This window comes from Streptomyces sp. IBSBF 2435 (assembly GCF_036815005.1).
In the GTDB taxonomy this organism is placed as follows: Bacteria; Actinomycetota; Actinomycetes; order Streptomycetales; family Streptomycetaceae; genus Actinacidiphila.
In genome coordinates this window covers 37,918-52,652 of record NZ_JAJSYW010000010.1, presented here as the reverse complement: position 1 = coordinate 52,652, position 14,735 = coordinate 37,918, and the positions used below count along the sequence as shown (strand labels likewise).

General features: G+C 72.6%; 11 protein-coding genes. 9 read left to right on the top strand and 2 right to left on the bottom strand.

Going from position 1 to position 14,735, the window contains the following annotated elements; genetic code table 11:
- The first annotated feature begins 23 nt into the window (after nucleotides 1–23).
- Entirely contained in the window at nucleotides 24–2,039 is a 2,016-nt protein-coding gene (locus V7E46_RS03780; protein ID WP_333767055.1) for an ATP-binding SpoIIE family protein phosphatase, read from the top strand.
- Nucleotides 2,040–2,108: 69 nt separating this feature from the next.
- On the opposite strand, the gene V7E46_RS03775 is transcribed toward V7E46_RS03780, so the two are convergent.
- Nucleotides 2,109–3,473, bottom strand: a complete 1,365-nt coding sequence (locus V7E46_RS03775) for an NAD(P)/FAD-dependent oxidoreductase (RefSeq protein WP_333767054.1) — start codon at nucleotides 3,471–3,473, stop codon at nucleotides 2,109–2,111.
- 271 nt (nucleotides 3,474–3,744) lie between these two features.
- Here V7E46_RS03775 and V7E46_RS03770 point away from each other — a divergent pair, with 271 nt between their 5' ends.
- Nucleotides 3,745–4,266, top strand: coding sequence for a hypothetical protein (locus V7E46_RS03770; protein WP_333767053.1), 522 nt, complete (start codon nucleotides 3,745–3,747; stop codon nucleotides 4,264–4,266).
- Here V7E46_RS03770 and V7E46_RS03765 read toward each other — a convergent pair.
- Entirely contained in the window at nucleotides 4,238–5,500 is a 1,263-nt protein-coding gene (locus V7E46_RS03765) for an MFS transporter (RefSeq protein ID WP_333767052.1), read from the bottom strand. The two genes, V7E46_RS03770 and V7E46_RS03765, sit on opposite strands and share 29 nt — an antisense overlap.
- A 154-nt stretch (nucleotides 5,501–5,654) precedes the next feature.
- Between V7E46_RS03765 and V7E46_RS03760 the strand changes: the two genes are divergently transcribed.
- The 7 genes from V7E46_RS03760 to V7E46_RS03730 all read left to right on the top strand — a co-directional run bounded on the left by V7E46_RS03760 (nucleotide 5,655) and on the right by V7E46_RS03730 (nucleotide 14,681).
- Nucleotides 5,655–6,119 carry a MarR family winged helix-turn-helix transcriptional regulator gene (locus V7E46_RS03760; RefSeq protein ID WP_333767051.1) on the top strand — a complete coding sequence of 155 codons (465 nt, stop codon included), beginning with the start codon at nucleotides 5,655–5,657 and terminating at the stop codon, nucleotides 6,117–6,119.
- 264 nt (nucleotides 6,120–6,383) lie between these two features.
- A complete protein-coding gene (locus V7E46_RS03755; protein ID WP_333767050.1) occupies nucleotides 6,384–7,019 on the top strand; it encodes an NAD(P)-dependent oxidoreductase in 636 nt (211 codons plus the stop codon).
- Between the two features lie 85 nt (nucleotides 7,020–7,104).
- Entirely contained in the window at nucleotides 7,105–7,782 is a 678-nt protein-coding gene (locus V7E46_RS03750) for an NAD-dependent epimerase/dehydratase family protein (RefSeq protein WP_333767049.1), read from the top strand.
- A gap of 73 nt (nucleotides 7,783–7,855) precedes the next feature.
- Nucleotides 7,856–8,599 (top strand): HAD family hydrolase, encoded by a 744-nt coding sequence (locus V7E46_RS03745; RefSeq protein ID WP_333767048.1) that lies wholly within the window; start codon nucleotides 7,856–7,858, stop codon nucleotides 8,597–8,599.
- Entirely contained in the window at nucleotides 8,596–10,959 is a 2,364-nt protein-coding gene (locus tag V7E46_RS03740) for a glycoside hydrolase family 65 protein (RefSeq protein WP_333767047.1), read from the top strand. Before V7E46_RS03745 ends, V7E46_RS03740 begins: the two co-directional genes overlap by 4 nt.
- 99 nt (nucleotides 10,960–11,058) lie before the next feature.
- Nucleotides 11,059–12,462 (top strand): Si-specific NAD(P)(+) transhydrogenase, encoded by a 1,404-nt coding sequence (gene sthA, locus V7E46_RS03735; RefSeq protein ID WP_333767046.1) that lies wholly within the window; start codon nucleotides 11,059–11,061, stop codon nucleotides 12,460–12,462.
- Nucleotides 12,463–12,593: 131 nt separating this feature from the next.
- Nucleotides 12,594–14,681 (top strand): cellulose binding domain-containing protein, encoded by a 2,088-nt coding sequence (locus tag V7E46_RS03730; protein ID WP_333767045.1) that lies wholly within the window; start codon nucleotides 12,594–12,596, stop codon nucleotides 14,679–14,681.
- Nucleotides 14,682–14,735 lie beyond the last annotated feature (54 nt).

Here is a 14,735-nt window from a genome sequence, read left to right as displayed (position 1 = left end):
CACCCGTGGCGGGAGGGCGCCGGATGGGCAAGGGAGCGGAGGGTCCGGTGGAGCGCGAGCAGTCGGCGGCCGGCGCCGCGGCCGACAGCGCCGACAGTACGGACAGCACGGAAGTGCGGCAGATCGACGCGATGAACCGGTTCGGGGCGGGGACCGGCGGCCCCGGGACCGGGGCCGCGCCGGATTCCGCCGCCGCCGCGGAGACCGGCCCCGCACAGGGCAGGCGGCGCGACGCGCTGCTGCTCGAAACCGGCCACGCGCTGGCAGAGGCGGAGTCGCTGCCCGCCGCCCTCACCACCGTGGCCAGGCTCTTCGCCCCGGATTTCAGCCTGGACGGGCTGGTGGTCTTCGGCGTCACCGACAAATTCCTCAACCTGCTCGGCCAGCACGGATACGCCGCCAGCGGGGCCCAGGGGATCTTCCGGATGCCGGTGACGACGGCCTTCCCGGCCACCGACGTCGTCAGGTCGGGCCGGCCGGTCTATCTGTCCTCGCCGGGCGAGTACAGCGCTCGCTATCCGGCCACCTGGCCGCTGGCCGCCCGCAACGGCCGGGAGTCGTGGGCGTTCCTGCCGCTGGTGACCTCGGGACGGATCAGCGCGGTGTGCCTGATGGCCTTCCGCCGGCCGATGGCCTTCGGCGCCGACGAGCGGGCCCTGCTGGTGCTGACCGCCCGGCTGATCGCCCAGGCCCTGGAGCGGACCAGGACCAGCAGCGCCGAGCTGGCGCTGTCGCGCGGGCTGCGGCGCAGCATGGGCGCCGCGGCGCCCGCGGTGCCCGGGATGACGGTGGCCACGCGGTACGTGCCGACCGGCGGCGGCCTGGTGGTGGGCGGCGACTGGTACGACGTGATCAACCTGCCGGAGGGCCGGCTGGCCGTGGTGATCGGTGATGTGCAGGGCCATGATGTGCACGCGGCCGGCCTGATGGCCCAGTTGCGCACCGCCGTGTACGCCTACGCCGCCGAGGGCCACGGGCCGGACGCGGTGCTGGCCAGGTCGTCGCGCTTCCTGGCCGCGCTGGACGAGGACCGCTTCGCCACCTGCCTCTACATCGAGGCGGAGCCCTCCACGGGGATGCTGCACATCGCCAGGGCCGGCCATCCGCACCCGGTGCTGCGGCTGCCGGACGGCACCTGCATGCTCAAGCACGTCGGCGGCGGTCTGCCGCTCGGTCTGATGCCGGGCACCGAGGACTACCCGGTCACCGACCTGGAGCTGCACCCGGACGAGATCCTGATGCTGTGCACCGACGGGCTGATCGAGACCGGCGGGCACGACATGTACAGCGGCTGGGTGCGGGTCAGGGACGCGATGTCCCCCGGTCCCACCGAGGACCTGGAAGGCATCGCCGAGCGCCTGATCCGCGCGGTGCACCATCCGCTGGCCCAGTCGGCGCAGCAGGAGCTGGACGAGCGGGCGGCGGACGGCGGGGGCGGGCAGCGGGAGCCGGACGCCGCCGGTGTCCGCGCCGATCTCGCGCCGCGCAACGAGGACGACATCGCGCTGCTGCTGCTGCGCCGCGACGGCGGGGTGCAGCAGCGGGTGGTGCCGGAGCGGAAGCTGGTGCTGACCATCGAGCAGGACCAGGCGGAGGGCCTGTCCGAGGCGCGGGCGGAGCTCCAGGCGCTGCTGCACGACTGGGCGCAGCCCGACCAGGTCGACACCGCGGTGCTGCTGACGTCGGAACTGGTCGGCAATGTCCTGATGCACACCGACCAGTCGGCGGCGCTGGCGGCGTCGCTGACCGGCCAGCCGGGCCGTCGCGTGCTGCGGGTTGAGGTCTCCGACACCGGCGACGAGCTGCCGCACCAGCGCACGCCAGGCGAGATGGCGTCCTCGGGCCGGGGGCTGATGCTGCTCGACATCCTGTCGGGGCAGTGGAGCGTACGGCCGGAGTCGGAGGGCAAGACGGTGTGGTTCTCGCTGTGGGAGGACGAGCAGCCGGACGAGGACCCCGAGCCGGCCGGCCCCGGATCCTCACCCTCCCCCTCGATCCCGCCGGACCTGCCGGACCTGCCGGAACAGGACCTGGCCTAGAGCCCTCTCCGGCGGAGGGGCTCCGGGCCTGCGGCTCGCGCCGGCTCAGGCCCGCGCCGCCGCGCCGGCTCAGGCGCGCGGCATCGCGTCGGCGACCTGGTCGCGCAGTTCCTCGGGCGACAGATACGCGTTGGTGAATTCGAAGTCCCGCAGGGTCGCGGCCTTGCGGGACTGGAAGCCGGTGCGGACGAAGTCGTTGCCGGCCACCGCGTTGAGCATCCAGTTGGTCAGCACCCGGGTCTTGGCCACGTTGGTGCGCAGCGCCGACCAGTGGTAGCCGCGGGCGACGGCCTGGGCGGGCAGGCCGCGCAGTTCGACGCCCATCGGCTTGGAGACCGCGTCCCTGCCGCCGAGGTCGACGACCAGGCCGAGGTCCTTGTGCCTGTACGGCTGCAGGGGCTGGTTGCGGATCGCGGCAATGACGTTCTCGGCGGCCTTGCGGCCCTGCCGCATCGCGTGCTGCGCGGTGGGCGGGCAGACCGCGTCCTCCTCGTCCTTGGCGAGGTCGGGTACGGCCGCAGCGTCGCCGAGCGCGTAGACCCCGTCGACACCGGGCACCGTCATGTCCGCGGCGACGGCGAGCCGGCCGCGTACGGTCTCCGCGCCGAGGGTGGCGATCAGCGGGCTGGCCACGACGCCCGCGGTCCAGATCAGGGTGCGGCAGGGCACCACCCGGCCGTCGGTGAAGGTGACCTCCTCCGGGCCAGCCTTGGCGATCGACACCCCGAGCGAGATGTCGATACCGCGGTCGGTGAGGATCTTCTGCGCGCTCAGGCCCAGTTTCTCGCCGAGTTCCGGCATCAGCCGGGGCGCGATGTCGATGAGGTGCCACTTGATCAGCTTCGGGTCGAGCCGCGGATAGCGGTGCAGCGCGGCGGTGGTCAGCCGCTGGAGGCAGGCCGCCGTCTCGGTGCCGGCGTAGCCGCCGCCGACGACCACGAACTGCAGCCGCGACTCCCGCTCGGCGGCGTTGTGCGAGGCGTCGGCGAGGTCGAGCTGCGCGATCACGTGGTCGCGGATGTACGCGGCCTCGGCGAGGGTCTTCATCCCGCGGGCGTTGTCGACAAGGCCGGGGATGTCGAAGGTGCGGGTGATGCTGCCGGGGGCGAGCACGATGTGGTCGTACGACTCGTTGACGATCTCGTCCGTTATCGTGCGGACCACGCAGACCTTGGCCTTGGTGTCCACCCCGACCGCCCCGCCGGGCACGATCCGGGTGCGGTACTTCTTGCTGCGGCGCAGCGAGACCGCGATCGACTGCGGGGTCAGCACACCGGAGGCGACCTGCGGCAGCAGCGGGAGATAGAGCTGGTAGGAGAACGGGGTCACCAGGCAGATGTCGGCCTCGTCCGGGGCGAGGCTGCGCTCGAGTCTGCGCACACATCCCACCCCGGCGAAACCCGCGCCCACCACGAGGATTTTCGGTCGTGCCACGATGTCCGTCCCTTCTGGGGCTGCCTGCGGTCGGCGGGACGTCTGCCCGCCGACCGCGGCTTCGCACCTCCTGTCCTACCTCGCGCGCACCCGCCCCGCCAGCCGGGTGGTACGACCGGAGGCCGGGCCGGGCGGCACCGGGGGGGCGGACCGCCGCCGAGCGGGGTCCGTTCGCGCCGCTCCTCGCTAGCATGCTGATGCTCCTGCACAGTTCGCCCCTCGCGTTCCGGGGCCGCGAACGGCCCCGGTACCCCCATATCCGGAGGTAGACATGCGCAGCAGGCACCATCGCTTACGTTCTCTCGGCACCGTCGCGGCCCTGGCCGTGCTGGGCGGTACGGTCGGCCTGTCCTCGGCCGGCGCCGCCGTGGTCTCGCCGCTCCCGGTCGGGCCGGGCCAGACCTTCGTCGGGCAGGTCAACGGCGTGACGATCGGCGCGGTCGTCAAGGTCGGCTGCTCCGGTGTGGTGACGCCCACCTCGGTCGGGCACCCGCTGGCGGGCCAGCACGTGTCCGTGCAGCTGGTGTCGGGCACCACCCCCGCCTCGGCGACCGTCGGCTACACGGGCTCATCGGCCAACGGCGACGTGGTCAGCTTCGGCAACGCGTACTCGACGGCGCCGGTCACCGAGGTCAAGGCCTACGGTCTGGCTGTCGAGATCCCGCAGACCATCAACCTGCCCTGCAACGGTCCCGGCACGGTCGCCTTCGTCCCGGCGCCGACCAGTCACACCGCCCAGACCGCGCTGGTGGATGTGACCTTCGTCAGCGTGGGTGTGAACCCGGGCGGCTGAGTCCGGCGCCGGCGGCGTCCGCCGCGGAGCCGCTGTCCCCGGCCGCCGGCAGCCCGGCGGAACGGGCGACGAGGCGGCCGGGGCGGCGGGCGCCACCGCTTTCCAGCGACATCGACAGCACCGCGAGGAGCAGCGCGACGCCGGCCAGGGCCACGCCGACCCAGCTCGCCGCGGTGTAGCCGTGGCCGGCGGAGATGACCAGGCCGCCGATCCAGGCCGCGAGCGCGTTGCCGAGGTTGAAGGCGCCGATGTTGACGGCCGAGGCGAGCGTAGGGGCGCCCGCGGCCTGGTCGAGCACCCGCTTCTGCAGCGGCGGGGTGGTGGCGAAGCCGAGCGCGCCGATCGCGAAGACGGTGACCGCGGCGGCGGCCTTGTTGTGCGCGGTGACCGTGAAGAGGGCGAGCGCCACGGCCAGGCCGCCCAGCGCGGTCATGAGCACCGGCATCAGGCGGCGGTCGGCGAGCCTGCCGCCGACCAGGTTGCCCAGCACCATGCCGAGCCCGAGCAGCACCAGCAGCCAGGTCACCGACCCGTCGGCGTATCCGGTGACGTCGGTCAGCATCGGCACCAGGTAGGTGATGGCGGCGAAGACGCCGCCGAAGCCGAAGACGGTCATGCCCATCGCGAGCAGCACCTGCACATTGCGGAAGACGGCGAGTTCATGGCGCAGGCTGACCCCTTCGGGCCGCGGCAGGTCGGGGACCAGCCGGGCGACGCCGAGCAGCCCGAGCACGCCGAGGCCGGCGACGATGACGAAGGTGATCCGCCAGCCAGCGCTCTGCCCGACGAAGGTGCCCAGCGGCACGCCGACGACATTGGCGACGGTCAGCCCGGTGAACATCGTCGCGATGGCGCCGGCCCGCTTGGCCGGGGCGACCACTTCCGCGGCGACGACCGAGCCGATGCCGAAGAAGGCGCCGTGCGCGAGCGAGGTGATCACCCGGCCGATCAGCATGACGGCGAAGACCGGGGCGGCGGCCGAGACCAGGTTGCCGATCACGAACAGACCCATCAGCAGCACCAGCATCCGCTTGCGGGTCACCTTGGTGCCCAGCGCGCTCATCAGCGGCGCGCCGGCCACCACGCCGAGCGCGTAGCCGGTGACCAGCAGGCCCGCGGTCGGGACGCTGACGCCGAAGTCGCCGGCGACCTGGGGCAGCAGCCCGATGATGACGAATTCGGTGGTGCCGATCCCGAAGGCCCCGATGGCGAGGGCCAGGAGCGCGAGAGGCATGAGGGACACCCTTCCCAGATGAGTGCAGGAGCGCTTAACAGGCGCTGACAATAATTGTGCACGCGGGTTATTTGCAAACGCGTTAGAGTGGTGCATGCGCCCATCACGGCACCGCGGCCGGGCGCCGACCGCCCGCGGAGGGCCTGGAGGACCGATGACCGCCACGGATCCGGCACTGACCGCCATCGCCGACGGCTGGTGCGCGCTGTCCCTGCTGCACGGCCGGATCGAGGCGCACATCGAGCGGGCGCTGCAGGCCGGGCACGGGCTGAGCGTCCGGGAGTTCTCACTGCTCGACGTGCTCAGCAGGCAGCACGACGGCCCCGGCGGGCGGCTGCAGATGAAACGGGTCGCCGACGCGGTGGTACTCAGCCAGTCCGCCACCACCCGGCTGGTCACCCGCCTGGAGGAACGCGGTCTGCTGGCGCGCTATCTGTGCCCGACCGACCGCCGCGGGATCTACACCGATGTGACCCCGGCCGGCTCGGACCTGCTCGCCGCGGCCCGCCCCACCAACAACACGGCGCTGCGCGAGGCGCTGGACCTGGCCGCCCGCGACCCGCAGCTGGCCCCGCTGGTCACCGCGGTCGAGCAGATCCGCCGCCCGGTCGCGGCCTGACACCGACGCAGGGCACGCAGGCGGCGGGACGCCGGCCAGGGGCGGGGCGAGGGCGGTGGGCACCTCTGCGGCGGACACCCGAGGTGGGGACGGCACAACAGCGGGGGCACCCGGGCGCGGCGGGGACGCCGGCGTCCGGTCACCGGCGGTCCTGAGCGGTGGCCGGTACGCTCGGCCGGGGTCGTACCCGCGGCCCTGGCGCCACCGCGCCGAGCCGGGGCCGGGCGGCCGCCGCCGCACGCCCGGCCGCACCAGGAGGACACCGTGCGGATCGTGGTCTTCGGCAGCACCGGCGCCACCGGACGCCAGGTCGTCGCGCAGGCGCTGGACGCCGGCCACGAGGTGGCCGCCTTCCTGCGCGACCCGGCCAAGGCGCCGCCCGCCAGGGGCGGCCTGACCATCGCGGTCGGGCAGGTGACGTCGGACCAGGCCGCGGTGACCGCGGCCGTCACCGGCGCGGACGCCGTCGTGAGCGCGCTGGGCGTGGAGCGCAGCCTGCGGGGCCTGCGCTCGCCCGGGGTGATGGCCGCCGCCGCGCCGCGGATCGTGCGCGCGATGCAGGACGCGGAGGTCGGCCGGCTGGTGTGGCTCTCGGGCCTGGGCGTCGGCGACACCATGGCCGAGGTGCCGCCGCTGCCGCGGCTGAGCTACCGCGTGCTGCGCCGGGTCTACGCCGACAAGGCGGCCGGTGAGCAGGTGCTGCGCCGCAGCCCGCTGGACTGGACGCTGGTCTACCCGGTGATGCTCACCAACCGCGCCCGCACCGGCCGCTACCGGCACGGCGAGCACCTTGAGCTGCGCGGAGTGCCGACGGTCCCGCGGGCCGATGTCGCCGATTTCATGCTCGGCCGGCTGACCGCGGGCGACTATCTGCGCAAGATCGCGGTGATCGCCGGCTGAGCGGTACGCGGCGGGCGCTACCATCGTCCGGCCCGCGAGTGCGTCCGCACCCGCAAGGACGGCAGGAAGGCGGCGGCGAACCGCGATGAAGGTGGTGGTCTTCGGTGCCTCGGGCATGGTCGGGCACGGTGTGCTGCGGGCCTGTCTGCTGGACGACGAGGTGACCGAGGTGGTGACGGTCGGCCGCGGCCCGCTGGGCACCGCGCATCCCAAGCTGCGCGAGGTCACCCACGCGGACTTCACCGACCTGTCCGCGATCGCCGGTGAACTGGCCGGCGCAGACGCCTGCTTCTACTGCCTCGGGGTCTCCACCGCGGGGCACAGCGCCGAGGTCTACCAGCGGGTCAGCTACGACTTCCCGCTGACCGCCGCGCGCCTGCTGGCCGCCGGCAACCCCGAACTGACCTTCACCTACGTCTCAGGCGCGGGCACCGACAGCACCGAGCAGGGCCGGGTGGCCTGGGCCAGGATCAAGGGCCGCACCGAGAACGCGCTGCTGGCGATGGACATGCGCGCGTACATGTTCCGGCCCGGCTGGATCCGGCCGATGCACGGCGCGGTCTCCCGCACCAGGACCTACCGGACCATCTACGCGCTGACCTCCTGGCTGTACCCGCTGGTGCACCGGCTCGCGCCGGACCAGGTGACCACCACCGAGCTGCTGGGCCGGTCGATGCTCGGCGTCGTACGCCTCAAGGGCGCCGGGCCGCACATCCTGTCGCCGCGGGACATCAACCGGCTGGGCGCCGGGCCCGCGGCCTGACCCGTTCGGCGAGTCGGGCGGACTTCGCGGCGGCGGGACATACCCGGGCGGGTCAGCGGGCACAAGCTGCGTCATGACCGAGATCGGCCTGCCCGCTACTGTCCGCGCCTGCCTCTTCGACCTCGACGGGGTCCTCACTCCGACGGCTCTGGTGCACGCCGCCGCGTGGAAGGAGACCTTCGACTCCTTCCTGCGCCGGCTCCAGGGCCCGGAATTCGAGCCCTTCGACGCGACCGCCGACTACGACGAGTACGTGGACGGCCGGCCGCGCGCCGACGGGGTGCGCACCTTCCTGGCCTCGCGCGGCATCGAACTGCCCGAGGGCGACGAGGACGACCCGCCCGACCACGACACGGTCCACGGCCTGGGCAACCGCAAGAACGTCATCGTGCTCGACAAGATCCGCGAGGACGGCGTCGAGGCCTACCCGGGCTCGGTGCGCTACCTCAAGGCGGTACGGGCCGCGGGGCTGCGCACCGCGGTCGTGTCGTCCAGCGCGAACTGCCGTGACGTACTGGTGTCGGCCGGCATCGAGGACCTGATCGACGTACGGATCGACGGGGTGGTCGCCAGGGAGCGCGGGCTGCGCGGCAAGCCGAAGCCCGACACGTATCTGGAGGCGGCGGGCGACCTCGGGCTCGGGCCTGACGAGGCGGCCGTCTTCGAGGACGCGCTGGTCGGCATGGACGCCGGGCGCGCCGGGCGGTTCGGCTACGTGGTGGGCGTGGACCGCACCGGGCAGGCCGACGAGCTGCGGCGGCACGGCGCCGACACGGTGGTCACCGACCTGGACCAGCTGCTGGGGGCGAAGTCGTGATCACCGACCCGGCGTTCGAGGTGTCACCGTGGTCGCTGCGCGAGTGCGAGCTGAACCTGGACCTGCTGCCGCAGAGCGAGTCGGTGTTCGCCCTGTCCAACGGGCACATCGGCTGGCGCGGCAATCTCGACGAGGGCGAGCCCAACGGCCTGCCGGGCACCTATCTCAACGGGCTGCACGAGCTGCACCCGCTGCCGTACGCGGAAGCCGGCTACGGCTACCCGGAGTCCGGGCAGACCGTCATCAACGTCACCAACGGCAAGCTGATCAGGCTGCTGGTGGACGACGAGCCGTTCGACCTGCGCTACGGCACGGTCCGGTCGCACGAGCGGGAGCTGGACCTGCGGGCCGGGGTGCTGCGCCGGACGTGCGAGTGGGTGTCGCCAGCCGGACGGGCGGTGCGGGTGCGCTCCACCCGGATGGTGTCCTTCCAGCAGCGCGCGGTGGCCGCCATCGCCTACGAGGTCGAGCCGCTGGACGGCGAGGTGCGGGTGGTGGTGCAGTCGGAGCTGGCCGCCAACGAGGAGGTGCCGCACTCCCCCGGCGACCCGCGGGTGTCGGCCGTGCTGCAGTCGCCGCTGCAGCCCGAGGAGCACTCCGCGGACGGGACCAGGCTGCAGCTGGTGCACTCCACCACCCGCAGCCGGCTGCGGCTCGCCGTGGCCGCCGACCACCGCATCGACGGCCCCGACGGCACCACCCAGGTCTCGGCGGACTCCGGCGACGACGTGAGCCGGCTGACCATCACCTCGGTGGTGAAGGCCGGCCAGCGGCTGCGGCTGGAGAAATTCGTCGCCTACGGGTGGTCGGCGACGCGGTCGCTGCCCGCGCTGCGCGACCAGGCGGACGCGGCGCTGGTGGGCGCCCGGGACACCGGCTGGCAGGGCCTGCTGGACCAGCAGCGGGCGTATCTGGACGACTTCTGGGAGCGGGCCGACGTCGAGGTGGACGGCGACACCGAGATCCAGCAGGCGGTGCGCTTCGCGCTCTTCCATGTGCTCCAGGTCGGGGCGCGGGCGGAGGAGCGGGCCATCCCCGCCAAGGGCCTGACCGGGTCGGGCTACGACGGCCACACCTTCTGGGACGCCGAGACGTTCGTGCTGCCGCTGCTGGCCTTCACCTCGCCGCGGGCCGCCGCCGAGGTGCTGCGCTGGCGGTACAACATGCTGCCGGTCGCGAAGGACCGGGCCGGCCAGCTGGGCCTGGCCGGAGCCGCCTTCCCGTGGCGGACCATCAACGGCGAGGAGGCGTCCGGCTACTGGCCGGCCGGCACCGCCGCCTTCCACATCAACGCCGACATCGCCGACGCGGTCGTCCGCTACGTGGCCATCACCGGCGACACGGCCTTCGAACGCGACACCGGCCTGGAACTGCTGGTGGAGACGGCCCGGCTGTGGCGTTCGCTGGGCCACCACGACAACTCCGGCGCCTACCACATCGACGGCGTCACCGGACCCGACGAGTACAGCGCGATCAGCGACGACAACGCGTACACCAACCTGATGGCGCAGGCGAACCTGACCGCGGCGGCCGACGCGGCCGAACGGCACCCGCGGCACGCGGCGACGCTCGGCGTCAGCGCCGAGGAGACGGCCGCCTGGCGTGACGCGGCGGCGGCGATGACGCTGCCCTACAACGACGAACTCGGAGTGCACGAGCAGTCGGCCGGCTACACCCAGCACCAGACCTGGGACTTCGCGAACACCGCCGCCGACCGCTATCCGCTGATGCTGCACTACCCGTACTTCGACCTCTACCGCAAACAGGTCGTCAAGCAGGCGGACCTGGTGCTGGCGATGTACCTGCGCGGCGACGCCTTCACCGACGAGCAGAAGGCCCGCAACTTCGCCTACTACGAGCCGCTGACGGTCCGCGACTCCTCGCTGTCGGCCTACTGCCAGGCGGTGATCGCCGCCGAGGTCGGGCATCTGCAACTGGCCTACGACTACCTCGGCGAGTCCGCGATGATCGACCTGGAGGACCTGGAGAACAACGCGCGCGACGGGCTGCACATCGCCGCGCTGGCCGGCACCTGGACCGCGCTGGTGGCCGGGCTCGGCGGGATGCGGCTCTTCGACGGCGACTCGATCCGCTTCGCGCCGCGGCTGCCCGACGCGCTCAGCCGGATCGCCTTCCGGCTGCTCTTCCGCGGCCGGCGGCTGCGGGTGGAGTTCGGCAGGACCACCGCGACGTACTCACTGGCGGACGGCGAGCCGCTGGAAATCCTGCACTACGAGAAGCCGTTCACCCTCACCGCGGACAAGCCGGTGGTCCGCGACCTGCCCGTGGCCACCCACCGCCCGCCGCCGTCCCAGCCGCCGGGCCGCCGCCCGCTGCGCCGCCCCCAGCACCTGAACTAGGACCCGCGGTAGGAGGACTCCAAGGACGGACCCCCGGGCGGCCGTCCTTCGGGAGGAGAAGCGGTGACGCGGGGCGCGGCGGGCTGACAGACTGGGCCGGTGCGCGACTTCGACATCCTGGTGATCGGTTCCGGCCCCGGCGGGCAGAAGGCGGCCATCGCGGCGGCCAAACTCGGGCGGCGGGCAGCGCTGGTGGACCGTGCCGACCGCCTCGGCGGGGTGTCGCTGCACACCGGCACCATCCCGTCCAAGACGCTGCGCGAGGCGGTGCTCTACCTCACCGGGCTCAACCAGCGTGACCTGTACGGGCAGAGCTACCGGCTCAAGGAGGACATCACCGTCGCCGACCTGACGGCCAGGACCCAGCACGTGGTCGGCCGCGAGGTGGACGTGGTCCGCAACCAGCTGTCCCGCAACCGGATCACGGTGCTCGACGGCACCGGGCGCTTCCTCGACGAGCACACCGTGGCGGTCAGGGACGCCGGCGGCCAGGACCGGGTGCTGACCGCCGACCACATCGTGATCGCCACCGGCACCCGGCCGGCCCGCCCGGCGACCGTCGAGTTCGACGACCGCACGGTGATGGACTCCGACAGCGTGCTGAACATGGAGCGGGTGCCGCGCTCGATGGTGATCGTCGGGGCTGGGGTGATCGGCATGGAGTACGCCTCGATGTTCGCCGCCCTGGGCAGCCGGATCACCGTGGTCGAACAGCGCGACTCCATGCTGGACTTCTGCGACACGGAGATCGTCGAGGCGCTGAAGTACCACCTGCGGGACCTGGCGGTGACCTTCCGATTCGGCGAGACGGTGGCGGCGGTCGAGCGGCACGAGCGCGGCACGCTGACCGTACTGGCAAGCGGCAAGAAGATCGCGGCCGACGCGGTGATGTACTCGGCGGGCCGGCAGGGCCTCACCGACGGGCTCGGCCTGGAGCAGGCGGGCCTGACGGCCGACAAGCGCGGCCGGATCTCGGTGGACGGCGCCTACCGTACGGCCGTGCCGCACATCTACGCGGTCGGCGACGTCATAGGTTTCCCCGCGCTGGCCGCGACCTCGATGGAGCAGGGCCGCAATGCCGCCTACCACGCGTTCGGGGAGCCGGTGAACGGGCTGCAGGACCTGCAGCCGATCGGCATCTACACCATTCCGGAGATCAGTTTCATCGGGCGGACCGAGGACCAGCTCACCGAGGCCTCGGTGCCGTTCGAGGCGGGCGTGTCCCGCTACCGGGAGCTGGCCCGCGGCCAGATCATCGGCGACGCGCACGGCATGCTCAAGCTGCTGGTCTCGCCCGTGGACCGCAAGCTGCTCGGGGTGCACTGCTTCGGCACCGGGGCGACCGAGCTGATCCACATCGGGCACGCGGTGATGGGCTGCGGCGGCACCGTGGACTATCTGGTGGACGCGGTCTTCAACTACCCGACGCTGGCGGAGTCCTACAAGGTCGCGGCGCTCGACGTGACGAACCGGATCCGGCAGATCGACCAGCTCGGCGCCTGACCCGCAGGAGCGGCGGCCGGGGCCGGTTACGTACCGGGGCATTGACAAGAAGCACCGCCGCGCCAAATATGGGAGCGCTCCCACGCGTTCGCACGCCCCCCACGTCCCGCCTCGCGAAGGTGAGAACTTCCGTGCGCCCAGGCATTTCGCTCAGCTCGGCCCCCCTGCGCAGACGGCTCGCCGCCTGCGCCTCCGTCGTGGCACTCGGCGCCACGCTGCTGGCCGGCGGCGGGACCGCCCTGGCCGACCCCGGCGACCCGGCCGCCCCCGCGGTGGACGTCACGGTGAACGCCGCCGAGGGGCAGGGCACCATCCCCGGCACCGCCTACGGCCTCAACAGCGCGGTGTGGGACTCGCAGATGAACGTCCCCGAGGTCCAGAACCTGCTGTCGGCGGCGAACATCGGCATGCTGCGCTACCCCGGCGGCTCCTACGGCGACATCTACCACTGGCAGGACAACACCGCGCCGGGCGGCTATGTCGCGCCCGGCACCGACTTCGACTCCTTCATGGGCACCGCCAAGAAGGTCGGCGCCCAGCCGATCCTGATCGCCAACTACGGCTCGGGCACCACGAAGGAGGCCGCCGACTGGGTGCGCTACGCCAACGTCACCCAGCACTACGGCGCGAAATACTGGGAGATCGGCAACGAGCTGTACGGCAACGGCCATTACGGCTCCGGCTGGGAGCAGGACGACCACGCCGACACCTCCCCGACGGCGTACGCGCACAATGTGATCGACTACGCGACCGCCATGAAGGCGGTGGACCCCTCGGTGAAGATCGGCGCGGTCCTGACGCTGCCCGGCAACTGGCCGGACGGGGTGATGGCCGCGGGCGAGACCGCCGACTGGAACCACACGGTCATCCCGCTGATCGCGGGCAAGGCCGACTTCGTCATCGTGCACTGGTACCCGGGCGGCTCGGACGCGGCGGGGATGCTCAACACCCCCTCCCAGCTGGCCGGTGAACTCGCCCAGCTCAACGACCAGTTGACCGCAGGCGGGGCGGGCGGCACGCCGGTCGCGCTGACCGAGCTGAACTCCAACGTCTTCGAGGACACCCAGCCCAACGCCCTCTTCGGCGCCGACGCGTACCTGACCGCGCTGCAGAGCGGTGTCTTCACCGTGGACTGGTGGGACACCCACAACGGCCCCGGCAGCATCAGCACCGCGCCCGACGGCGCCACCGACTACAACGACTACGGCATCCTCTCCAGCGGCACCTGCGTCGGCACGGTGTGCGAGCCGCCGCTGAACACCCCCTTCGCGACCTACCACGCCATCTCGATGCTCAGCCGGCTCGGCACACCCGGCGACCAGCTCGTCGCGGCGGGCAGCGGCAGCCCGCTGGTGGCCGCGCACGCGGCGCACCGGGCCAACGGCGACCTGAGCGTGATGCTGATCAACAAGGACCCGGCGAATTCCCGAACCGTCGCGCTGCACTACGCCGGCTTCACCCCCGACGGGTCCGCGGCGACCGTGGCCACCTTCCGCGACCAGGCCTCGGCGGTCGACACCACGACCGCGGCGGACACCGGGACATGGACGCTGCCGCCGTACTCGATCACCACCGTGACCGTGCACCCGAAGTCCGGCACCTCCTCGGCCCTGTCCGCACCGGGCGCGCCGAAGGTCACCGCGGCAGGCGCCACCAGCGCCACCGTCAGCTGGACGCCCTCGGCCGGCGGCAAGGCCGACCGCTACGAGGTCTACCGGCAGCTCGGCACCACCAGCGAGCTGCTGGCCACCAGCACCGGCACCTCGGCGACCGTGCCCAACCTCACCCCGGGCAGCACCTTCACCTGGAACGTCCTCGCCAGGGACGCCAACGGCAGGCTGTCCCGGCCCTCGGACCCGGTCACTGTGCGCACCGGGACGCCGCGGAACGCGCCCTGCACGGTCTCCTACGGCCTGACGGGCGGCTGGGGCAACGGCTTCAACGCCAGTGTGACGGTCACCAACACCGGGCCGACGCCGATCACCGGCTGGACGCTGGCCTTCACCTTCCCCAGCAGCGGTGAGTCGGTCAGCGGCTTCTGGAACGCCCACCTCACCACCGAGGGCGCCCATGTGGTGGCGACACCGGTGGACTGGAACGGCACACTGGCCGCCAACGGCGGCAATTCGGCGACCTTCGGCTTCACCGGTGCCAACAACGGCGCCTATCAGGATCCGACGGTCTTCACCCTCAACGGGGCGGTCTGCACGACCCTGTGACAGCGCCGCCCCGACGACCGCCTGCCGCGTCCGGTGCCTGCCAGAGGCCGCCGG